Source organism: Nocardioides sp. NBC_00850 (genome assembly GCF_045207335.1).
Classification (GTDB): domain Bacteria; phylum Actinomycetota; class Actinomycetes; order Propionibacteriales; family Nocardioidaceae; genus Nocardioides.
The window spans coordinates 6,061,763-6,083,476 of record NZ_CP108845.1; the positions used below are offsets into that span (position 1 = coordinate 6,061,763).

Here is a 21,714-nt window from a genome sequence, read left to right on the forward strand (position 1 = left end):
ATGAGTGACCCGATCTCGCGTCTGGACCAGTTCCGCGCCGACACCCCTGGAGCACCGATGAAGTCCGCAGCCGAGGTACGCCAACGGGGTGACCAGATCCGCCGGCGCCAGCGTGCGCTCGTCACCGCCGGAGCCGTGGCCCTGGCCGCGGTCGTGGCCGGACCGATCATCTTCCTCTCCGCCGGGTTCGGCGAACGCGCCATCGAACCGCAGCCCGCACCGGCGCCGAGCCAGACGCCGAGCACGGTGGCACCGAGCCCGTCAGCCTCGGCCCCCGCCTCGGACCTCACCCGCGCCAACCTCCCGACGGAGGACGACCTGGTCGCCGAAGACCCGTATCCGCAGTGGGTCCTGGAGCAGACCTACGACGGCGAGGGCCGGGGCGACCACAACGAGTGCCTGCCGGCGTTGGCCGACTCGGGCGCGCTGGCGACCTTCCGCCGCGACTTCATCCCCGAGGCCGGACAGGAGTACGCAGACTCGGCCGGGACGCTGAAAACGGTCGTCGCCGAGTTCGGCTCGGCCGACGAGGCCGAGAAGGCGCGCGCGAAGCTCTCCGACGCCGCTAGCTCCTGCACTGCCGTCGACGGCACTGAGGTCGCCGGCTCGCTCCCGGTCGAAGGCGGCGTCGTCACCAGTGGAGACATCAACGTGGTGACGTACCTGTCGGAGGATCCGAACACGAACGCGGGCTGGGAGGTGGCGACCGCTGTCGTCGCCGTCGAGGACCGGCTGGTGGTGTTGACGCGGCGGCGCGGCGCACAGGACTACGTCTCGCCGACGACCCTGCAGACCTCCGCCGTCAACGCCGCCTACCGGCTGGTCGGTTCATCGCCGCCACCCGCGACGGCGTCGAGCTCAGCGTCCTCGAGCTCGTCCTCATCCGCGTCAGCGCCTGCGGCGGTCCTCAGCGACGCACATCTCGTCGTGGCGGGGTCGCTGCCGGGACTGCCGATGGAGGGTGAGTCCTCCGCGGTGTGGCAGCAGGTCGCGCCGCAGCCGACCCCGACGCTCTACTGCCAGGGCGCCTGGCTCTCGTCGCTGAAGGCCGCCGAGTCGGTCAGCCGGGAGTTCCGCCTCGAGAACCCCGACGAGATCGGCAAGGTCAACGTGACGGTGCTGGAGTTCGCCTCGAAGAAGAGCGCCGACGCGGCGTACGAGACGGTCCACGGCTGGCTCGACACCTGTCCGGCCACGATGGACGATGCGAAGCTCTTCACCGCCAGGCCGGTCGAGGCGATCGAGATCGGCACCACCCCCGAGATCGACCGAGCCGCGCAGACGCTCGCCGAGTACGCCGCCGACTGCGGTGGCGAGGGCTGCGATGCCACCTGGTACGACCACCAGACCGTCGCCCAGCTCGGGGCCCGGCTGGTGCTGGTCACCCACGCCGAGGCCGGTGGCCCATGCCCGCCGACCAGAGCCTGCCCGCCGGAGGAGGCCTCGGACTACACCGAATGGGACAACCGGGTCGCCCAGACGGTCGAGGCCACGGTGGACCGCGCCTTCCAGGACCTGCCCTGATGGGGACCCAGTGCAATTGACCTTTACGCTCACACATGCCACCGCTGAAACTGGCGCTCGGGCAAGAGTCATGGAAAGCCAGCCGGGGAGGCGAACGATGGACGAGGACGAGTTCGACGCGCTCTACAACGCGTCGTACCGCCGCTTGTGTGCTCAGCTGTATGCCATGATCGGCGACTTCGACGAGGCTGCGGAGTGCGTCCAGGAGGCGTTCGCCCGTGCCTGGGCGCATCGTCGGAAGATGTCCTCGGTCGACTACCCCGAAGCCTGGGTCCGGACCACCGCCTACCGTCTCGCGGTGGGACGCTGGCGCCGGAAGAAGTACGCCGGGAGGGCCGCCGACAGAGCCGTCGGAGCCCGCACGGAGATGCCGGCGGTCGACGAGTCCCACGTGGCTCTCGTCGCGGCGCTGAGGCGGCTCCCCGAGGCGCAGCGCCAAGCCATCGTCCTGCACCACATCGCCGATCTGCCGGTCCATCAGGTGGCCGCCGAGGTCGGTGCGCCCACCGGGACCATCAAAGCCCGCCTGGCTCGAGGACGAGCCGCCCTCGCGGAGCTGCTCGCCGAGGACAATCCCGGCGCCGTCTGGAAGGAGGCCTGAGATGAGTGACCCGATCTCGCGTCTGGACCAGTTCCGCGCCGATGCCCCCGGAGCGCCGATGAGCTCCGCAGCCGAGGCTCGGCAGCGCGGTGACCAGATCCGGCGCCGCCGTCGCGCCGTCGTCACCGCGAGCGCGGCGGCCGTGGCCGCCGTCGTCGCCGGGCCGATCATCTTCCTCTCCACCGGACTCGGCGACAAAGGCATCGACCCCGCACCGGCACCGAGCGACAGCGCGGCCGCACCCAGCGCGTCCGCCTCTGCGCCGGCGTCCGATCTCAGCCGGGCCAACCTGCCGACCGAGGATGACCTCGTCGCCGACGACCCCTATCCGGCCTGGGCCCAGGAGCAGACCTACGACGGCGAGGGTGGGGGCGACTACAACGACTGCCTCACCGAGTCGCTGGGCGACTCCGGCGCGCTGACGACGTTCCGCCGCGACTTCGTCGCGGAGCCCGGGGAGGAGATGGCAGATGCGGCAGGCACGCTGAACGCCGTCGTCGCCGAGTTCGGCTCGGCCGACGAGGCCGAGAAGGTACGCACCGACCTCTCGGACGCCGCAGCCTCGTGCCCCGGCGTGGACGGAGCAGAGGTGGCCGGCTCGCTCCCGGTCGAGGGCGACGTCATCTCGGGCGGGGACATCGACGTGGTGACGTACCAGCCCGATGACCCCGAGATGAACGCGGTCTGGGAGACCGCGACGGCCGTCGTGTCCGCTGAGGACCGGGTGCTGGTGATGACCCGGAAGCGTGGCGTGCAGGACTACGTGTCACCGACCACCCTGCAGACCTCCGCCGTCAACGCCGCCTACCGGATGGTCGGCGCCACGCCCCCGGCTGGACCGGCCGAGGACCCGACCGAGACAGGACCGCCCACGGCGGAAGGTCTCAGCGCCGTCAACCTGATCGACGGCAGCACCCTCCCCGCGCTCGACCGCTTCGAGAGCCCGCTCGGCTGGAACCAGTACACGCCCACCCCCGACGTACCGACCCTGGCGTGCCAGAAGGAATGGCTCTCCTCGCTCGGCGCCTCGGCGAAGATCGCGTCCGACTACCGCTGGGACACCGACAGCGCCATGGTCGGCCAGGTCCACATGGCGGTGCTGGAGTTCTCCGACGAGAACGCCGCCGGCGCTGCGTACAACGAGGTCATGGAGTGGATGGAGGTCTGCCCGGCCAACAAGCTCGGGGTCGACCCGGACGTCACCGCGCTGCCCATGGACGTCAGCGACGAGCTCGATGCCGGGCCGAAGCGCGCGGCACGCTCACAGGCGACCTACCCCGGCCTGGAGGGTGGCGACAGCATGTGGTTCGAGACCGAGCTGGTCGCGGAGTACGAGACCCGGCTCGTCCTGGTCGGCTACGCCGAGCTCGCCGGCCCCTGCCCGCCGAGCACCGGCGACAAGGACGACCCGTGCTACCAGCCCGACCAGCCCGACTCCTGGCCCCGCCGGATCCTTGCGATCGAGAAGGCGGCGGTCACCGCCGGGATCAGCGACCTGCGCTGACGGACACCACTCAAACACGATATGGTTGATCGTCTTTCATGACTTAGCGCGTGGAGACTCCTGTCACAACGCGCTCATCCGAGGAAGACACGTACTGGTCATGGCGTTTGGGCCCATCAGAGCCCCGACCCGCATCAACCTTGGAGAAGCCCTCTCGTGTCCACCGCCCCCACTGCACCCGCCAGGCGGCGGTTGCCGCTTCCGTCCTTCTCGGTCCAGATCATTCTCGGCCTCGTCCTCGGCGTCGCCCTCGGTGCGGTCGCGCGAGCGATGGGTCCCGGCGCCGGCGACGAGGCCAACTGGCTGACGACGACCCTCTCAACGATCGGCGACTCGTTCGTCTCGCTGCTCAAGGCCGTCGTCGTACCGCTGATCTTCACCGCCATCATCGCCTCGATCGCCAACCTGCGTACGGTCAGCAACGCGGCTCGGCTCGCGGGCCAGACGCTCCTGTGGTTCGCCATCACCGCGGCGATCTCGGTCGCCATCGGCATCGGCCTGGGGCTGCTCTTCCGGCCCGGCAGCAACACCGCGGTCAGCACCGCCGACGCGGCCGAGGCCGGCGCATCCGCCTCGTGGCTCGACTTCCTCCAGGGCCTGATCCCCGGCAACTTCCTCGGCCTCCAGGCATCGACCAGCGTCGAGCAGGTCGGCGGGAGCCCGCTCGCGGAGACCGCGCTGAGCTTCAACGTCCTCCAGGTTCTGGTCGTCGCCCTCGCGATCGGCATCGCGGCGCTCAAGACCGGCGACAAGGCCGAGCCGTTCCTCGCCCTCAACCGCTCCTTCCTCGCCATCGTGCAGAAGGTGCTGTGGTGGATCATCCGGCTGGCGCCGATCGGCACCCTCGGCCTGATCGGCAACGCGGTCGCGTCCTACGGCTGGGACTCGCTGAGCTCCCTGGCCTGGTTCGCGGTGGCCGTCTACGTCGGCCTGGCACTGGTCCTGTTCGTCGTCTACCCGGTGCTGCTGCGGGTCAACGGCCTCAACCCGCTGGCGTACTTCCGCGGCGCCTGGCCGGCGATCCAGCTCGCCTTCGTCTCGCGCTCCTCGGTGGGCACCATGCCGGTGACCGAGCAGGTGACGGTCAAGAACCTCGGCGTCCCGCAGGAGTACGCCTCGTTCGCCGTCCCGCTGGGCTCGACCACGAAGATGGACGGGTGCGCGTCGATCTACCCGGCGATCTCGGCGATCTTCGTCGCCCAGATCTTCGGGATCGACCTGAGCATCACCGACTACCTCCTGATCGCCTTCGTCTCGGTCGTCGGCTCCGCCGCCACCGCAGGCCTCACCGGCGCCGTCGTGATGCTGACCCTGACGCTCTCGACCCTCGGCCTGCCGCTGGCCGGCGTCGGCCTGCTGCTCGCGATCGACCCGATCCTCGACATGGGACGTACCGCGGTCAACGTCGCCGGACAGGCGCTCGTGCCGACCATCGTGGCCAAGCGCGAGGGCATCCTCGACATCGACCGCTACCGCTCCGCCTCCGCGGCCGGGCTCCTGGCCGACGACGAGCCCGTCAAGGAGACGGTCGCCGCCTGACGTCTCCCCGACGTACGCGATCGAGCGCCCCGGCAGCCAGCTGGCTGCCGGGGCGCCTCCGTCTCACCCGGGGTAGGGCGCGTCCCCGCGCGCGGTCCGCAGGGCCTCGGCCCACCAGGTGAGCTGGGCGAGCATGCCCTTGGCGTAGACGGCCGAGTCCGGGTCGTTGGGGCGACCGTTCTCGTCGAGGCGCTCCCAGTAGCGGGGGAAGGCGAGGCGGGCCTGGAGCGGGTGGGCGTGCAGCTCGGTGAGCACGTTCTCCAGGTGGAGGGCGGCGTGGCGGCCGCCGCTGTCGCCACCGTAGGAGACCAGCGCGACCGGCTTGGCCTGCCACTGGGTGAAGTGCCAGTCCAGGGCCGATTTCAACGAGGCCGGATAGCTGTGGTTGTACTCGGGCGTGACGACGACGAAGCCGTCGGCGGCCTCGAGCGCGTCGGTCAGGTCGCGCTGACCATCGGGCCGCGGGTAGTCATCGCCGGCCGCCTTCGGTGACTCGGCGGGCAGGGACAACGGGATCTCATGGTCGGCCAGGTCGATCAGCTCGACGTCGAGACCGCCGTACGCCTCGGCCTGCTCGGCCACCCAGGAGCCGAAGATCGGGCCGCCGCGGCCTTCTCGGACGCTGGCGGTGATGACTGCGATACGTAGTGGTTGGGTCATGCCATCCAGGTTCACGCGGATCGGCGAGCGGCGGGAGACCGAGCCGAGGCTGGCCCCAGCAGGGCCACCATGACCGCCCGGCCGGGCCGTAGGCTTGATGACATGCCAGCCAACGCGGGAGCCCTCGGCTCGTTCATCCGGGACCGCCGCGACCAGACCACGCCGGAGAGCGTCGGTCTCCCGGAAGGCGTACGTCGCCGGGCCCCCGGCCTGCGGCGCTCCGAGCTGGCCACGCTGGCCGGGATCAGCGTCGAGTACCTGGTCCGGATCGAGCAGGGCCGCGACCGGCACCCCTCACCGCAGGTCCTACGGGCGATCGGTGACGCGCTCCGCTTCGACGCCGCCTCCCACGAGCACCTGCGCACCCTCGCGATGGCCTCCAGCGGCCAGTGCCTCGGTCCGTTCTCCTCCGGTCGTGACGTACGCCCCGGCGCACGCGCCCTGGTCGAGCAGTTCGAGCCCGGCATCGCCGTGCTCACCAACCGGCTCGGCGACCTGCTGGCCCACACGTCCACGTTCGATCTGCTGGCCCGGCCCCTGGGGATGCTCGACCATGCGGAGCCCAACCTGACCGCGTACGCCTTCCTCCACCCGCGCGCCCGGGAGGCGTTCCCCGACTGGGCGCGGGTGGCCGACGACCTGGTCGCCAACCTCTACCGCGGCCCCAACCCGGTCGCCGCGCGGATGATGATCGAGGCGATGTCGGACCGGGCGGGCCCGGAGTTCACCGACCGGCTGAGCCGCCACGACCCGCCCCACGGCGGCGTGTGGCGCTGGCTGCATCCCGACGCCGGCGAGCTGCGGTTCGACGTCGAGGAGCTCGAGCTTCCGGCCGCCGACAACCAGCAGATCCAGGTGCTGATGCCGGCCGACGAAGCCACCGCCGAGGCCCTCGACGCGATGCGGCGCCGCCGCTCGGGCGCCCTGCGCGCGGTCTGACCTACGGGATGTAGAGCTTGTACCCCGGAGACAGCTTGTCGGGTGCCCTGGAGCCGTTGTAGATCCGCAGCTCCTCCTCGGTGACGCGGAACTTCTTGGCGACGCTTGCGTAGGTGTCCCCGGCGACGGTCGTGTAGACCGTCTCCCCGGTCCCGGGCTGGGGTTTCGGCTTCGGCTTGGGCTTGTCGGCCTTCGCCGGGATCTCGATCGTGGTGCCGGCGAGCAGCTTGGTGGCGTCCTCGTAGCCGTTGTGCGCCATCAGCGCATCCGCGGTGACGCCGAACTTCTTGCCGATGCTGAAGAACGTGTCACCGGCGACGACCTTGTACTTCTTCAGCTTCGGCTTTGCCGCCGGGATCTTGATCTCGCTACCTGCCAGCAGCTTGGTGGGATCCTCGTAGCCGTTGTAGGCCATCAGCTCGCCGACATCGACGCCGAACTTCTTGGCGATGCCGGAGAAGGTGTCACCGGGCGCGACGGTGTACGTCTTCCCGGCCGGCTTCGCGGGTGGGCTCACCATGAGCTCGGCCCCTGCTCGGATCTTGGCAGGGTCGGCGATCTGGTTCCAGGCCGCGAGGTCACTGACCTTGACACCGTACTTCCCGGCGATCCCGGAGAGCGTCTCCCCCGGCTGGACGGTGTGGGTCTTCCGGGCGTGCTCCGCCTGAGCCGTCGACGCCGACGCCACCGGCGTCAAACCGGCACCCAACGACGCGATCGAGATAGAGATCCCGATACCAACCACACCCGAGATCAAACGTGCCATTCGCTGGGCCATGGTGGCCACATTAATCCGTGCGGACGCTCGCGGGCGCTCATTCGGAGCAACTCTCCCGGAGACGACGACCGCCCCGCGACCATGACGGTCGCGGGGCGGTCAGGAACTGACGTACGTCAGAGGGACTGCAGGATCTCGCGAGCGAGAGCAGCGGTCTCCGACGGGGTCTTGCCGACCTTGACGCCGGCGGCCTCGAGGGCCTCCTTCTTCGCCTGCGCGGTGCCGGCGGAGCCGGACACGATCGCACCCGCGTGACCCATGGTCTTACCCTCGGGCGCGGTGAAGCCGGCGACGTAGCCGACGACAGGCTTGGAGATGTTCTCCTTGATGTAGGCCGCGGCCCGCTCCTCGGCGTCGCCACCGATCTCACCGATCATGACGATGAGCTTGGTCTCGTCGTCCTTCTCGAACGCCTCGAGGGCGTCGATGTGGGTGGTGCCGATGATCGGGTCACCGCCGATGCCGATGGCGGTGGAGAAGCCGAAGTCCTTCAGCTCGTACATCATCTGGTAGGTCAACGTGCCCGACTTGGAGACGAGACCGACCGGACCCTTGCCGGTGATGGTGTGCGGGGTGATGCCGGCCAGCGACTCGCCCGGCGTGATGATGCCGGGGCAGTTCGGGCCGATCATCCGGGTGGCCTTGCCCTGCAGGTAGGACCACACCTCGGCGGTGTCCTGGACCGGAACGCCCTCGGTGATGACCACGATCAGCGGCATCTCGGCGTCGATGGCCTCGATCGCGGCGTCCTTGGTGAACGCCGGCGGCACGAAGAGCACCGACACGTTGGCGCCGGTCTCCTTCATCGCCTCCGCGACCGTGCCGAACACCGGGAGCTCCACGTCGGCGCCCTGGGCGTCCTTGTGGGTGACCGTGGTGCCGGCCTTACGGGCGTTGACGCCACCGACGATCTGGGCGCCCGAGTCGAGCATCAGGGCGGTGTGCTTCGCACCCATGCCGCCGGTGATGCCCTGGACGATGACCTTGCTGTCCTTGTTGAGGTAGATGCTCATGTTTCTCTCTCCTGACCTCAGGCGTTGGCCAGCTCGGCGGCCTTGTCGGCGCCGCCGTCCATGGTGTCGACGATGGTGACCAGCGGGTGGTTGGCCTCACTGAGGATCTGGCGACCCAGGTCCACGTTGTTGCCGTCCAGACGCACGACGAGCGGCTTGGTGGCCTCGTTGCCGAGGATGTCCAGCGCGCCGACGATGCCCTTGGCGACCTCGTCACACGCGGTGATGCCACCGAAGACGTTCACGAACACGGACTTGACCTGCTCGTCGTTCAGGATGACGTCGAGACCGTCGGCCATGACCTGCGCGTTGGCGCCGCCACCGATGTCGAGGAAGTTGGCGGGCTTGACGCCGCCGTGAGCCTCACCGGCGTACGCGACCACGTCGAGGGTCGACATGACCAGACCCGCGCCGTTGCCGATGATGCCGACCTGGCCGTCGAGCTTGACGTAGTTGAGGCCCTTGTCCTTGGCCTTGGCCTCGAGCGGGTCCTCCTCGTCACGGATGACGAACTGCTCGTGGTCCTCGTGGCGGATCTCGGAGGCGTTGTCGTCCAGCGACACCTTGCCGTCGAGAGCCTCCAGCTTGTCGCCCTCCAGGCGAGCCAGCGGGTTGACCTCGACGAGCGTCGCGTCCTCCTCGGTGAACACCGTGTAGAGGCTCTGGATCATCGCGACGGCCTGCTCGAAGACGGGCTCCGGGAAGCCGCACTCGGTCGCGATCTCGCGCGCCTTGGCCTCGTCGACGCCCTTGCCGGGGTCGATGCCGATCTGCTTCACGGCGTCAGGGTTGGTCTTGGCGACCTCCTCGATCTCCACACCACCCTCGACGGACGCGATGCAGAGGTACTGCCGGTTCGACCGGTCCAGCAGGAAGGAGAAGTAGTACTCCTCCACCGGCGGGGTCGCCGGCGTGATCAGCACCCGGTTGACACGCAGGCCCTTGATCTCCATGCCGAGGATGTTCGAGGCGTGCTCGAACGCCTCGTCCGCGGTCTTGGCCAGCTTCACGCCGCCGGCCTTGCCTCGGCCACCGGCCTTGACCTGCGCCTTGACGACGCAGAAGCCGATCTCCTCGGCGGCCTTCCTGGCTTCCTCAGCCGTCTCGACGACGACACCTTCGGTCACGGCGACGCCGTGCTTGGCGAAGAGCTTCTTCGCCTGGTACTCCATGAGATCCACTGATCCACCTGGTCTGTGTGTTGCGGTACGGGGGCCGTACCGCATGGATCAGCGGTCGACGCCCTCGTCTTCAGATGTGTCCGTCCAGCACCATAGACCCCGCCGAGCCGGACTTACGAGCCCAGGGCACACGACGTGATGTACGCCACTAGCGGGGCGTGGGGCCGGGCACACCGGACATATACCAACAAATCGGCAACCTTGGGTAACAGTCCGTAGCCCCACGTAGTGACCCCCGTTTGACCCCGTACGACGCAGCCCGCGGTCCGGGGACCGGCGGGTTTCGAAGGCGTATCGAGGCGCAAATGGGCCGAAGACACGCGTTTCGGGTGACATGAATAAGTCGCAATCGAGTTCCGAATCTGGCGGAAATACGCAGATCAGCGACTGATTCGGCCGTCGCCGAAGGTGAAATCAGCGAAACGGGCGTGCCACATTTCTTGACCCCGCCCTCCGGTCCGTTACAGTCATGGCTCGCCGTCTGACCCCGAACAGCGGAGATATGAACTGATGGGCAACCACCGAGCCGACGTCACAAGTGACAGTCCGCGTTCGGTCACCCCTTCCCCCGGAGCAACCACGAGCAGCAGCAGCTACGTTGGGAAGCGGCGCGCAGCGCCGACGACCGACAGCCCTGCCTCCAGGCCTGCCCCGCGAGCGACCGGATCGACCTCCTACGTCGGGAAGCGGCGCGCCGCGCCGTCCCCCGCCGTTGGGACCGCGAAGCCATCCCCCGCCCCTGAGATTCCTGAAGAGCCGGTCGCCAAGGCCCGGCCCAACCGCGTGGTCCTCGAGCAGACCGGCAAACTGCCGGTCGTCGGGTCCCCGCGCACCGACGAGGCCCACGACGGCCGCATCTCGACGGGTGAGCTGCGTGCTCTCGTCGAGGGCGACGGCCCGTCCTTCCCGGCCTCGTTCCCAACGCCGCCGCCTCCCGCGGCGACCCCGATCGTGCCCGTGCAGCGCCGGGCGGCCCAGATCGACCCGGTCCTGGCCGACCTGCTCTCCTCGATGGGCATCGACCCGGACAAGGTGACCCCCGAGGTGCTCGAAGACCTCGGCGTCGGAGGCATGACGACCTCCGAGCTCACCATGTTCCTCACTCAGCCGACCAAGCCCGCGCCGACCAAGGCGACGTCGAGCAGGTCGGTCTCGACCAAGACGCCGCCGCGCGGCGTACCGGCCGTTCCGGCAACTCCGGCAGTTCCCGCGCCGGTGCTTCCCGAGCCGGTGGCGCCCGCCCCGGTCGCTCCCGTCGCTCCTGAGCCGACCTTCCAGGCGCCCGAGCCGACGCACACCCCGAAGCCGCTGCGGATGGCCAACACGTTCGCGCCGCTGACCGGCAAGATCCGCGCCGTGCGCGAGGCCCGCCAGATCCCGGCTCCGCCGGTCGCCCCGGCTGCTCCGGCCTACGAGCCGGAGATCCAGGAGCCCCGCGGGTTCCAGGAGGCGTTCGACGCGCCGCCGACGTCGTTCAAGATCGACACGACCTCGTTCCCGGCCCCGCCGGTGTCGCTGCCGCAGCAGATCGACTTCGACTCGATGGCGATCGACCTCCCGGCCGAGACCTACACCGCGGATGCGCCCTACTACGAGGCGCCGCAGCCCCATGAGGCGTACTACCAGGACGACTACGCCGACGGCTACGACAGCGACCCGCAGCAGGCCGAGACCTACTTCCGCGCCGACACCGGCAGCATCGACCTGCCGAGCATCAGCGAGATCGCGACCTACCGGCCCGAGCTGCACGACCTCCCGGCGGTCGAGACCACCGGCACGATGGTCGGCATCGGCGGCCCCACCCGTCCCCGCACCCGGCGCGCCGCCGCTGCGGCAGCCGGTGGCCGCCCGACGGTCCCGCTGACCGCCGGCGCCGCCGCCCTCGCCGCCGCCATCGGTGGCATCGCGCTGACCGGTGGTCCGACGATGGTCGCCGCCGATGACGTACGCCTCGTCGGCGCCACCGCGCTCGGTGGCGACAGCGACATGGTCGTCGTCGGTGACCGCTCCGCGACCGTCACCCGTAACGACGAGCGCTCCGAGGCCGACACCGCGGCGAGCGACCGCGAGAAAGCGCTCCAGGGCGTCGACGTCCAGGCCGACAAGCAGGACAAGTTCCTCAAGTCCAACATGTGGGAGCTGCCGATCCCGGCGGGTGTCTACCGCATCACCGGCACCTTCGGCTCCTCGGGCTCCAACTGGTCCAGCACCCACACGGGTCTCGACTTCGCGGCCCCCTACGGCACGCCGATCCACGCGATCGCCCGCGGCACGGTCACCGAGACCGCCTGGGGCGGGGCGTACGGAAACCGGACGATCATCACCCTCGAGGACGGCACCGAGATCTGGTACTGCCACCAGAGCGACTACGGCGTCTCCGTCGGCCAGACGGTCTCCCCCGGTGAGGTCATCGGCTACGTCGGCTCGACCGGTAACTCCACCGGCAACCACCTCCACGTGGAGGTCCGCCCCGGTGGTGGTGACGCCGTCGACCCCGACGCCGCCCTCAACGAGCACGGCGTCGACCCCAGCTGACGTCGAGTCGGCGCATCCTGACCGAAAATGCCGCCGAGTCGGCTCGTCATGACGAGCCGACTCGGCGGCATTTCGGGTGAGAACGAGCCGACTCGACGCTGATCTCTGTCAGGACGAGCCGACTCGGCGCGTCATCCGGTCAGAGCTTCTCGACCGGGGCGTAGCGGAGCAGGAGGCGCTTGACGCCGGTGTCGCCGAAGTCGATGCTCGCTACCTGCTTGTCGCCCGAGCCCTCGATGGTGACGACGGTGCCGAGGCCGAAGGAGTCGTGGGTGACCCGGTCGCCCGGGTCGAGCGAGGGCACCTCACGGGCCGGCTTCGACTTGGCCGCGACGTCGGCGCGCAGCGCGGCCGAGGAGAAGTTGCGGCGGCCGGCGGCCGTGGGCTGGCCGAGACGCTGGCCACCGCCCCAGCTGTCGTTGGCGAAGTTCGGCCGGCCCCACGAGGACATCTCCTTCTCCGTACGTCGCCAGTCGACCAGGTCGACCGGGAGCTCGTCGAGGAAGCGGCTGCCGGGGTTGTGCGAGGGCGCGCCCCAGGCGGACCGGACGACGGCACGCGAGATGAAGAGCCGCTTCTCGGCGCGGGTGATGCCGACGTAGGCCAGGCGGCGCTCCTCCTCGAGCTCGGTGCCGTCACCGAGGGCCCGGGAGTGCGGGAAGACGCCGTCCTCCATGCCGGTGAGGAAGACCGCGGGGAACTCCAGGCCCTTGGCGGTGTGGAGCGTCATCAGGGTGACCACGCCGTCTTCGTCGTCGGGGATCTGGTCGGTGTCGGCGACCAGGGCGACCCGCTCCAGGAAGTCACGGAGCCCGGGCTCGACCGTGCCTGCGTCGACATCGGCCGGGTCAGCGCTCGGGGCCGCGACCGGGTCGTCGGAGAACTCACGGGCCACGGCCACGAGCTCGGCGAGGTTCTCCACGCGGGTCTCGTCCTGCGGGTCGTCGGACTCCTCGAGCGAGGCGAGGTAGCCCGACCGGTCGAGCACCGTTTCCAGGATGACGTCGGCCCGCTCGCCGGCGGCGACCATCTGCAGCAGCTCTTCGACCATCGCGACGAAGGCCTTGATGTTGGTCAGGCTGCGGGTGGCCAGACCGGGGGCGTCCTCGGCCTTCTGCAGCGCGTCCCAGAAGGTCAGGCCGTCGCGCTCGGCGAGCGCGTTGACGCAGGCCACGGCGCGGTCGCCGATGCCCCGCTTGGGGGTGTTCAGGATCCTTCGGAGCGAGACCTGGTCGTCGGGGTTGGCCAGGGTGCGCAGGTAGGCCAGCGCGTCGCGTACTTCCTTGCGCTCGTAGAAGCGCACACCGCCGACGACCTTGTAGGGCTGGCCGGTGCGGATGAACACCTCCTCGAAGACGCGCGACTGGGCGTTGGTGCGGTAGAAGACGGCGACGTCTGCGGCCTTGAGCCCACCGTCGACCAGCTTGTCGATCTCGTCGGAGACGAACCGGGCCTCGTCACGCTCGTCGTCGGCGACGTAGCCGACGATGCGCTCGCCGTTGCCGGCGTCGCTCCACAACGCCTTCTCCTTGCGACCCTTGTTGTGCTTGATGACCGCGTTGGCGGCGGTGAGGATCGTCTGCGTCGAGCGGTAGTTCTGCTCCAGCAGGATCGTGGTCGCGTTGGGGAAGTCCTGCTCGAAGTCGAGGATGTTGCGGATGTTGGCACCGCGGAAGGCGTAGATCGACTGGTCGGCGTCACCGACCACCATCAGCTCGGCCGGCTCGGCGCGAGGGGTGTCCTCGGCGTAGGTGTCGGTCAGCGCGGTGTCGTCCATCCGGTCGGCGCAGAGCTCGTGGACCAGGGCGTACTGAGCGTGGTTGGTGTCCTGGTATTCGTCCACCAGCACATGCCGGAAGCGGCGCCGGTAGACCTCTCGCACCTCCGGATAGGTCCGGAAGAGCTCGACCGTCGACATGATCAGGTCGTCGAAGTCGAGCGCGTTCGCCTGCCGCAGGCGCTTCTGATACTCCTTGTAGGCCGCCACGTAGGTCTGCTCGAGGTGGTTGCGCGCGTCCTTCTCGGCCGCCTCGACGTCGCGCAGCTCGTTCTTCTGATCGCTGACCCAGTTGAGCACCTGGCCGGGCTGGTAGTGACGCGGGTCGAGGTCGAGGTCGCTGAGCACCAGCTGCATGAGCCGCTTCTGGTCCTGGGCGTCGTAGATGGAGAAGTTGGACTTCAGCCCGACCTTGTCGATCTCCTTGCGGAGGATCCGCACGCAGGCGCTGTGGAACGTGGAGACCCACATGATCCGGGCGCGCTTGCCGACCAGGGCCTCGACGCGCTCCTTCATCTCGGCCGCGGCCTTGTTGGTGAAGGTGATCGCCAGGATGCTGCCGGGGTGGGCGCCGCGCTGCGAGATCAGCCACGCGATCCGCCGGGTCAGCACCCGGGTCTTGCCCGACCCCGCACCCGCGACGACCAGGAGGGGCGCCCCCTGGTGCTGCACGGCGGCCTTCTGAGGCTCGTTGAGCCCGTCGAGGAGCTCCTCGGTGCTCGGGCCACGCCGTTTCGTACGCGGCTCGTCGGCCGGCTGCGCCGAGGCGAAGGCCTCGAGGCCCGGAATGGTTGCGACAGGGGTCTGGTCAGGCGTACTCATGCTGCCTCCAGCCTAGGGGCTGGCACCGACAAGTCGCGGGTCGGCGGGCCCTGCGGGAATCGTCAGGCAGCGACGTGCGCGGAGGACCAGAAGACCGCCACGCAGACGTTGATGATCGTCAGCCCGAAGATCGTCCAGTAGAGCCCGTCGGAGATCTTGGGCTTGCGCAGCTGCGACATCACCAGGCCGAGGATCACCAGGCCGATCACGAGCTTCACGCCGACCTTGGCGTGGTCGACCGGGCCGTCGCCCATCTCGAGGACGCCGACGAGCAGCAGACCGGCGAGGAACGCGGTGCCGGAGCCGTCGCGCATGAGGCCGTTGGCGACCTTGTCAGGGGTCTTGATCTGCACCAGCAGGCCGCCGAAGAGCGCCGCGAAGCCGAGCAGGTGAATGACGAGCAGGATGTGCCGCACGATCTCCATGCGCTCAGAGTAGAGCCACCGCCTCGGCACGCACCAAGTGGCACCGGTTTCCGCACGTATTCGAACGATCTCGCGATTTCAGTCACATTCGCCTTGGGTAAATCACCGGCGTCTGCCTACTCTCACCCTGACCGCCACCATCGCTCTCGGCTCCGCAAGGAGGATTCTGACGTGTCATCACCCAACCCGACCCTGCCCACCGGCGGGTCCAGACCGCTCGATCAGCTCCGCCAGTCCATTCGCTTCGACGTACCGGCCTCGCTGGTCGTCTTCCTCGTCGCCGTGCCGCTCTCGCTCGGCATCGCCGTCGCCTCCGGTGCTCCTGTCGCCGCAGGCCTGATCGCCGCCGCAGCTGGCGGCATCGTCGCCGGCCTCTTCGGCGGCTCACCACTACAGGTCAGCGGCCCGGCCGCGGGTCTCACCGTCGTCGTCGCAGAGACGGTCGCCGAGTTCGGCTGGGAGGCGACCTGTGCGATCACGGTGATGGCCGGAATCCTCCAGGTCATCCTCGGCGCCACCCGGCTCGGGCGCTACGCGCTGGCGATCTCTCCGACCGTCGTCAGCGCGATGCTGGCCGCGATCGGGATCTCGATCGTCCTCGGCCAGCTCAACGTCGCCCTCGGCGGCCGCTCCCAGTCCAGCGCGTTCGAGAACCTCGAGCACATCGTCGGCAACGCGCAGGAACCCAACATCCACGCCATCCTGGCCGGGCTCGGGGTGATCGGCATCCTGCTCGTCTGGCCGCGGCTACCCCAGCGGGTCCGCGCGGTGCCTGGCCAGCTGGTGGCCATCGTCGCGCTCACCCTGCTCGCCGCGGCATGGCTGCCCGGCGCCGAGCGCGTCGAGCTCGGTGGTGATCTGCTCGACGAGATCGGCTCGGTCGCGCTCCCGGAGGGCACCCCGCTCGCGGTGGCCGGCGCGGTGCTCACCGTCGCCCTGATCGCCAGCGTCGAGAGCCTGCTCTCGGCGGTCGCCGTGGACAAGCTGCACGGCGGCCCGCGCAGCAACCTCAACCGCGAGCTCGTCGGCCAGGGCCTGGCCAACACCGCCTCCGGTGCCCTGGGCGGCCTCCCCGTCACCGGCGTCATCGTGCGCAGCTCGACCAACGTCGCCGCCGGTGCCCGCACCCGCGCGTCCGCGATCCTGCACGGCGTCTGGGTGCTCCTCTTCGCCCTCGTCCTGGTCGGACTCGTGGAGCAGATCCCGCTCGCCGCCCTGGCCGGGCTGCTGATCATGATGGGCACCGGCCTGGTCCGGCCCGCCGACATCTCCCAGGCGCACGCCCGCGGCGAGCTGTGGATCTACGGCCTCACCATCGCGGGCGTGCTCGCGCTCAACCTCATCGAAGGTGTACTGATCGGGTTGGTCGCCGCTCTGGTCCTGGTGCTGTGGCGCCTGGTCCATGTGCGGATCGACGTACGTATGGCCGGCCAGGCCGCCGACGGCCGCGAGAAGTGGCTGGTCGAGGTGCACGGAAGCCTCTCGTTCCTGGCGACACCGAAGCTGGTGAGCAGGCTCGACGCGATCCCGGAGGGCCAGGTCGTCGAGCTCGACCTCCTCGTCGACTACCTCGACCCGGCCGGGCGAGACCAGCTCGACCACTGGCGTGTCCGCTACGAGGCCGCCGGCGGCACCGTGCTCGTCGAGCACTCCGGACCGCACGGCGAGGAGGCACCCCGCCAGGAGCGCGCGCTCAAGGCGCCTCCGATCAGCCCCCGCGGCCTGCTGCCGTGGGGCGCCTGGCAGGACGTACGTGCCGACCGCACCGACGGGCACCACCCGCTGGCCCTCGGCGTCCGGGAGTACCACCGCCGCCACGCGGCACCGCTGCGCCCGGTCTACGAGGGGCTGGCCGACGGCCAGGAGCCGCACGCGGTCTTCCTGACCTGCGTCGACTCCCGGGTGGTGCCGAACCTGATCACGTCCAGCGGCCCGGGCGACCTGCTGACGGTCCGCACCATGGGCAACCTCGTGCCCGAGCCCGGTAGCCCGGACAGCTCGGTCGCGGCGCCGATGCTCTTCGGCGTGGACGACCTCGGCATCAACACCGTCGTCGTCTGCGGCCACTCCCGCTGCGGGGCGATCACCTCGGCGCTGGAGAGCACCCGTGCCGGCACCGTGCCCGCCGGTCCGGTCGGCGACTGGCTGCGTCACGCCACTCCGGCGATCCAGGAGTGGCAGGCCGGTCATCCGGTCGGCGCCGCTGCCGCCGCGGCCGGCCGGAGCGAGGTCGACCAGGTCTCCCAGGTCAACGTCGCGGTCATGATCGACCGTCTCGGGGAGCTCCTGGCAGGCCGGGACGTACGTCTCGTGGGGCTGTTCCTGGACATCTCCGACGGGACGCTGCAGATCCTGCGCGGAGACGGGTTCACGACGCTCACCGACGCGGAGACCGATGAGCTCGCCCACCTGATGGAGGCTCGCCCACCGGAGCCCGCGTAGACGATCTAGAGCAGGCGGCGGTCGTTGGCCCAGCGAGTGAGCTCGTGACGGCTCGACAGCTGCAGCTTGCGCAGCACGTTGGACATGTGGGTCTCGACCGTCTTGATCGAGATGAACAGCTCGCCGGCGACCTCCTTGTAGGAGTAGCCACGGGCGATGAGGCGCATCACCTCGCGCTCTCGTTCGGTCAGACGGTCGAGGTCCTCGTCGATGTCGGCGATGGCGATGGTGCCCGCGAAGGCATCGAGCACGAAGCCGGCCAGACGCGGGGAGAAGACCGCGTCTCCCCCGGACACCCGCTGGATCGCGGCGACCAGCTCGGCGCCGGTGATGGTCTTGGTGACGTAGCCCCGGGCACCGCCGCGGATGGTGCCGATGACGTCCTCGGCCGCGTCGGAGACCGACAGCGCGAGGTAGCGCGGCGAGCCGTCGACGGCGGGCGCCTTGCGCATCACCTCGACACCGCCGCCACCGGGAAGATGTACGTCGAGCAGCACCACGTCGGGCTTGCCCTCGGCGATCGCCTTGACCGCGGTGTCGACATCCTCGGCCTCCCCGACGATCCGGATCACCGGCGACCTGCTCAGCTCGGCGCGTACGCCGGTGCGGAACATCGCATGGTCGTCGACGATGACGACCTTGACCTCACTCATCGTCGTTCCTCTCCAGAATGTGTATTGCCGGTCCGCGGCTGCTTCAGCCGCACCTCGGTGCCCTCTCCCGGAGACGATCTCACCACAGCGCTGCCGCCGTGGCGCGACATCCGGTCGATGATGCTGTCGCGTACGCCGTGTCGGTCGGCGGAGACCTCGTCGACGACGAAGCCCGCTCCCCGGTCGCGGACGAAGACCTCGAAGGCCTCCTCGGTCGCCTCAGCGTAGACGTCGACCCGTCCGGTGCCGGCGTGCTTGGCGGCATTCGTGACCGCCTCGCGGGTGGCGGCGACGATCGGGCGCACCGTCTCGTCGAACGGGCCGTCGCCGACGACCACCACGTCGACGGTCACGCCATGGGCGTCCTCGACCTCGGCGGTGGCCGCCTTCAGCGCGGCCGCGAACGTCTCGTCGGCCTCGGCGGGAGTCGAGAAGAGCCACTCCCGCAGGTCGCGCTCCTGGGCGCGGGCCAGCTTCTGCACCATCGCGGGATCGCCGGAGTTGCGCTGGATCAGGGCAAGGGTCTGGAGGACGGAGTCGTGCAGGTGAGCGGCCATGTCGGCGCGCTCCTGGCTCCGGATCCGCTCCTCGCGCTCGCTGCCCAAGTCGCTGGCGAGCTGGTGCATCCACGGCCCGACGACGAGGAAGCCCGCGCCGAGCACGATCAGCCCGGCGATGATCAGCGCGGTGGCGTTGCCGAAGTCGAGCTGGCCGCCGGCGAGGATCACCGCGAAGAGCATCAGCCCGACGCCGACCCCGACCCGGACGTACGCCCGCCAGCCGCCCTTGCCGAAGACCATCCGCACCAGGTCGAGGCGTCCGGTGCCGTCGATCCAGCGCTCTCGCTGGGCGGCGTCGGCCTGGCGCCACAGCAGCGCGACCCCGGCGACGCCGAGCATCGCCGGCCAGATCAGCGCGCCGGCACCGAGCACGGTGTCGAAGAGCACCACGGCACCGAACCCGAGAGCGAGCAGTGCGATCGCCGGGCCCTTGTCGACGCCTCCCGAACGCGCCGCGGGGCGGCGGCCACCACGGGTCGCACTCTCCCCGCCCGGCGTGGACTGCTCCAGGAGGGGCGCGGCGGGGATGAAGATCCACAGGGCGGCGTAGAGCAGCACACCGAAGCCGCTGAACACGGCGGTCACCACGAAGAACGCGCGCACGGCGAGCACCGGCAGGCCGAGGTGCTCGGCCAGGCCCGCGGCCACGCCGCCGATCACCGACGCGTCGGTGTCGCGGTAGGCGCGGCGTACTGCTGAAGCGGAGCCCGAAGCCATAGGCCCTGCGCGCTCCGGGGGCGGTGCCGGCGGCTCCGCCGTGGCATGGGTTGTCGTCATGATGACATCCATCGTCACACCTCGCGCGGGCGCTGACCATGAGGATTCACCCTGATCCTTGCTCGTCGAGAACTCAGGGCCGTCCCTGATGGTCTGCGGGGTGCGGAGGAGTCAGAGTAGGGGTGTGACGATCCCGCCCGAGGCGCCGCTGCCTCCCAACCCGGAGCCGACATCGCCTGTCTCCGAGGAGCGCGCCCGCCCCAGTGTCGAGCAGCTGCGCAACCTCAGTGGCCTGCGGCGTACGACCCATGCCTCTCCGGAGGGACGGCACATCGCCGGCGTCGCGGGTGGGATCGCACGCCACTTCGACGTCGACCCGCTGCTGGTGCGGGTGCTGCTGGTCGTGGCGGTGTTCTTCGGGGGCGCCGGCGGGATCGTGTACGTCGCGGCCTGGGTGCTGGTGCCCGAGGAGGGTGCCGAGGACGGGATGATTCCCGTCGGGCCACCTGCCCGCAACCTCCTGCTCTGGATCGCCGGCGGGATCGCGGCGATCTCGCTGCTCGGTGACGCGTTCGGCGACACCAGCGTCCCGTGGTTCTGGCTCGCGGTGCTCGGGGTGGTCGCGCTCTGGTACGCCAACCGCGGCAAGTGGGGCCGCAAGCGTGGCGGACCACCCCCGGCCGCTGCCACGTCTCCTTCAACCACGAGCATGGACGTTCCCGCAGCTCAGACACGTACTCTTCCGGCGCCGTGGCCGCCCGGATCGTACGATCCCAACGCGCCCGTCACCCTGGCCGGCCGGCGGCGCCCGCCGCTGCTGTTCGGCCGCGCCATCGCGGTCGCCGCGCTGGTGGTCGGTGTCCTCGGGCTCGTCGACGTCGCCGACTGGGCGCCGGTGCCGACCAGCGCCTACCCGGCGGCGCTCCTGGCCGTCTTCGGTGGCTTCCTCGTGCTCGGCGCCTTCTGGGGCCGCGCCGGCGGACTGATCTTCCTCGGCTTGCTGGCGCTCGCCGCGCTGCCGCTCACCATGATCGACCCCTCGAACATCGACACCGGCAGCAGCATCGAGTCCCATCCGCGGAGCGTCGCGATGCTGGAGTCGTCGTACCAGGTCGACGCCGGGGAGATCATGCTGGACATGAGCGCCATCGACGCGAAGACGCTCGACGGCCGCGAGCTCGACATCAACAGCTCCTTCGGCGAGATCACCGTGATCGTCCCCGACGACGCCACCGTCTCCGTGGACGCCTCCGTCGGCGCACTCGGGGAGGCGCAGATCTTCGAGGAGACCCGCAGCGACGTCGGCGGGTTCAACCTGGCCCGCACCCATGTCGCCGGGAAGGAAGGCAGCGAGCCCGGTCTCGCCGATGACGCCGACCTCCGTCTGACCACCACTGCGGACGTCGGCGCGATCAAGGTCTTCGAGGAGAGCGACCCCCGAGCCGCCGCCTTCGTCGGAACGGCCGAGAGGAGCAACCCGTGAGCTACGACTACGCCCCGCCGCCACGCTTCGAGGACCAGGCTCAACCGCCGAAGCCCACCGGCCGGCACCCGGTCAACATCGGCCACCTGGTCATGGGTCTCGCCTTCCTCGTCTTCGTCGTCGTCTGGGCCCTGATCGTCAGCGGCACCGTCGTCATCCACAGCATCGAGGACCTCCGTTGGCTCCTCCCGCTTCCCTGGATCGTCGGCGGGTCCATCGGTCTCCTCGCGGCGCTGCTCAGGAAGAGCTGACTCTCTTTCGCGGGGTCGTTTGTCGTCTCTGCGGGATCGTTTTTTCGGGGTTGGGGTGGGCCGCCGACCCGTTCTTTGAGGGTCTCTCGATCTGGACCGGCGTCAAGGACGCCCTTCGGGCGCCGGCTTCGCCGGCCGCTTCGCGGTCCTGGACTCCGGACCAGATCGAGAAAGATTTGGCTGGCTATCGGGGCGGCGGCCCGGGTGTGGCGCAGCGGAATCGTTGCTCGAAAGGTCGGGGTCGAGGGGGCGTTAGGGTGGCCCTTCGGGCCACTTACCATCCACAGATGCTAGGTCGTTCGCTCACCGC

Annotated in this window: 17 protein-coding genes; 9 read left to right on the forward strand and 8 right to left on the reverse strand. The window is 69.8% G+C overall.

Features of this window, described 5'->3' with window-relative positions; all coding sequences use genetic code 11:
* From OH802_RS29345 to OH802_RS29360, 4 genes are all read left to right on the forward strand, one after another.
* On the forward strand, window positions 1–1,524 hold the full coding sequence (locus tag OH802_RS29345) for a hypothetical protein (RefSeq protein WP_406023873.1): 1,524 nt from the start codon (window positions 1–3) through the stop codon (window positions 1,522–1,524).
* 97 nt (window positions 1,525–1,621) lie between these two features.
* Entirely contained in the window at window positions 1,622–2,125 is a 504-nt protein-coding gene (locus OH802_RS29350) for a SigE family RNA polymerase sigma factor (RefSeq protein ID WP_406023874.1), read from the forward strand.
* Between the two features lies 1 nt (window position 2,126).
* Complete coding sequence (locus tag OH802_RS29355) at window positions 2,127–3,629, forward strand: hypothetical protein (protein WP_406023875.1); 1,503 nt, start codon at window positions 2,127–2,129, stop codon at window positions 3,627–3,629.
* Between the two features lie 156 nt (window positions 3,630–3,785).
* Window positions 3,786–5,168 carry a dicarboxylate/amino acid:cation symporter gene (locus OH802_RS29360; protein ID WP_406023876.1) on the forward strand — a complete coding sequence of 461 codons (1,383 nt, stop codon included), beginning with the start codon at window positions 3,786–3,788 and terminating at the stop codon, window positions 5,166–5,168.
* Window positions 5,169–5,231: 63 nt separating this feature from the next.
* Here the strand turns inward: OH802_RS29360 and OH802_RS29365 are convergent, their stop codons facing one another.
* Entirely contained in the window at window positions 5,232–5,828 is a 597-nt protein-coding gene (locus tag OH802_RS29365) for an NADPH-dependent FMN reductase (protein WP_406023877.1), read from the reverse strand.
* A gap of 102 nt (window positions 5,829–5,930) precedes the next feature.
* On the opposite strand from OH802_RS29365, the gene OH802_RS29370 reads away from it, so the two are divergent.
* Window positions 5,931–6,767 (forward strand): helix-turn-helix domain-containing protein, encoded by an 837-nt coding sequence (locus OH802_RS29370; protein ID WP_406023878.1) that lies wholly within the window; start codon window positions 5,931–5,933, stop codon window positions 6,765–6,767.
* Window position 6,768: 1 nt separating this feature from the next.
* On the opposite strand, the gene OH802_RS29375 is transcribed toward OH802_RS29370, so the two are convergent.
* The 3 genes from OH802_RS29375 to sucC form a co-directional block, all read right to left on the reverse strand.
* Window positions 6,769–7,545 (reverse strand): LysM peptidoglycan-binding domain-containing protein, encoded by a 777-nt coding sequence (locus OH802_RS29375; RefSeq protein ID WP_406023879.1) that lies wholly within the window; start codon window positions 7,543–7,545, stop codon window positions 6,769–6,771.
* Between the two features lie 116 nt (window positions 7,546–7,661).
* Window positions 7,662–8,558 carry a succinate--CoA ligase subunit alpha gene (sucD, locus tag OH802_RS29380; protein WP_008364062.1) on the reverse strand — a complete coding sequence of 299 codons (897 nt, stop codon included), beginning with the start codon at window positions 8,556–8,558 and terminating at the stop codon, window positions 7,662–7,664.
* Between the two features lie 17 nt (window positions 8,559–8,575).
* Window positions 8,576–9,739, reverse strand: a complete 1,164-nt coding sequence (sucC, locus tag OH802_RS29385) for an ADP-forming succinate--CoA ligase subunit beta (protein WP_091052902.1) — start codon at window positions 9,737–9,739, stop codon at window positions 8,576–8,578.
* 783 nt (window positions 9,740–10,522) lie between these two features.
* Here sucC and OH802_RS29390 point away from each other — a divergent pair.
* Window positions 10,523–12,274, forward strand: a complete 1,752-nt coding sequence (locus tag OH802_RS29390; protein ID WP_406023880.1) for a M23 family metallopeptidase — start codon at window positions 10,523–10,525, stop codon at window positions 12,272–12,274.
* A 139-nt stretch (window positions 12,275–12,413) separates the two neighbouring features.
* On the opposite strand, the gene pcrA is transcribed toward OH802_RS29390, so the two are convergent.
* The gene (pcrA, locus tag OH802_RS29395) at window positions 12,414–14,873 is read right to left on the reverse strand and encodes a DNA helicase PcrA (protein WP_406023881.1); all 2,460 of its coding nucleotides are present in this window, start codon (window positions 14,871–14,873) and stop codon (window positions 12,414–12,416) included.
* Between the two features lie 62 nt (window positions 14,874–14,935).
* Window positions 14,936–15,298, reverse strand: a complete 363-nt coding sequence (locus tag OH802_RS29400) for a hypothetical protein (RefSeq protein ID WP_350719670.1) — start codon at window positions 15,296–15,298, stop codon at window positions 14,936–14,938.
* 171 nt (window positions 15,299–15,469) lie between these two features.
* Here OH802_RS29400 and OH802_RS29405 point away from each other — a divergent pair, with 171 nt between their 5' ends.
* Window positions 15,470–17,740, forward strand: a complete 2,271-nt coding sequence (locus OH802_RS29405; protein ID WP_406023882.1) for a SulP family inorganic anion transporter — start codon at window positions 15,470–15,472, stop codon at window positions 17,738–17,740.
* Between the two features lie 5 nt (window positions 17,741–17,745).
* Here the strand turns inward: OH802_RS29405 and OH802_RS29410 are convergent, their stop codons facing one another.
* Both OH802_RS29410 and OH802_RS29415 read right to left on the reverse strand, forming a co-directional pair.
* The gene (locus OH802_RS29410; protein ID WP_091052906.1) at window positions 17,746–18,393 is read right to left on the reverse strand and encodes a response regulator transcription factor; all 648 of its coding nucleotides are present in this window, start codon (window positions 18,391–18,393) and stop codon (window positions 17,746–17,748) included.
* Window positions 18,390–19,730, reverse strand: coding sequence for a PspC domain-containing protein (locus tag OH802_RS29415; protein WP_406023883.1), 1,341 nt, complete (start codon window positions 19,728–19,730; stop codon window positions 18,390–18,392). The genes OH802_RS29410 and OH802_RS29415 overlap by 4 nt, the downstream gene beginning before the upstream one ends.
* 124 nt (window positions 19,731–19,854) lie before the next feature.
* Here OH802_RS29415 and OH802_RS29420 point away from each other — a divergent pair, with 124 nt between their 5' ends.
* Together OH802_RS29420 and OH802_RS29425 are read left to right on the forward strand one after the other, a co-directional pair.
* Window positions 19,855–21,153 (forward strand): PspC domain-containing protein, encoded by a 1,299-nt coding sequence (locus OH802_RS29420; protein WP_406023884.1) that lies wholly within the window; start codon window positions 19,855–19,857, stop codon window positions 21,151–21,153.
* Complete coding sequence (locus tag OH802_RS29425; protein WP_378840554.1) at window positions 21,150–21,404, forward strand: hypothetical protein; 255 nt, start codon at window positions 21,150–21,152, stop codon at window positions 21,402–21,404. The genes OH802_RS29420 and OH802_RS29425 overlap by 4 nt, the downstream gene beginning before the upstream one ends.
* The last annotated feature ends 310 nt before the right edge of the window (window positions 21,405–21,714 follow it).

What these genes read in the sequence shown, in the direction of transcription:
- OH802_RS29345 (WP_406023873.1), top strand. Translation starts at nt 1, where the DNA reads ATGAGTGACCCGATCTCGCGTCTGGACCAGTTCCGCGCCGACACCCCT.
- OH802_RS29350 (WP_406023874.1), top strand. Translation starts at nt 1,622, where the DNA reads ATGGACGAGGACGAGTTCGACGCGCTCTACAACGCGTCGTACCGCCGC.
- OH802_RS29355 (WP_406023875.1), top strand. Translation starts at nt 2,127, where the DNA reads ATGAGTGACCCGATCTCGCGTCTGGACCAGTTCCGCGCCGATGCCCCC.
- OH802_RS29365 (WP_406023877.1), bottom strand. Translation starts at nt 5,828, where the DNA reads ATGACCCAACCACTACGTATCGCAGTCATCACCGCCAGCGTCCGAGAA.
- OH802_RS29370 (WP_406023878.1), top strand. Translation starts at nt 5,931, where the DNA reads ATGCCAGCCAACGCGGGAGCCCTCGGCTCGTTCATCCGGGACCGCCGC.
- OH802_RS29375 (WP_406023879.1), bottom strand. Translation starts at nt 7,545, where the DNA reads ATGGCCCAGCGAATGGCACGTTTGATCTCGGGTGTGGTTGGTATCGGG.
- sucD (WP_008364062.1), bottom strand. Translation starts at nt 8,558, where the DNA reads ATGAGCATCTACCTCAACAAGGACAGCAAGGTCATCGTCCAGGGCATC.
- pcrA (WP_406023881.1), bottom strand. Translation starts at nt 14,873, where the DNA reads ATGAGTACGCCTGACCAGACCCCTGTCGCAACCATTCCGGGCCTCGAG.
- OH802_RS29400 (WP_350719670.1), bottom strand. Translation starts at nt 15,298, where the DNA reads ATGGAGATCGTGCGGCACATCCTGCTCGTCATTCACCTGCTCGGCTTC.
- OH802_RS29410 (WP_091052906.1), bottom strand. Translation starts at nt 18,393, where the DNA reads ATGAGTGAGGTCAAGGTCGTCATCGTCGACGACCATGCGATGTTCCGC.
- OH802_RS29415 (WP_406023883.1), bottom strand. Translation starts at nt 19,730, where the DNA reads ATGACGACAACCCATGCCACGGCGGAGCCGCCGGCACCGCCCCCGGAG.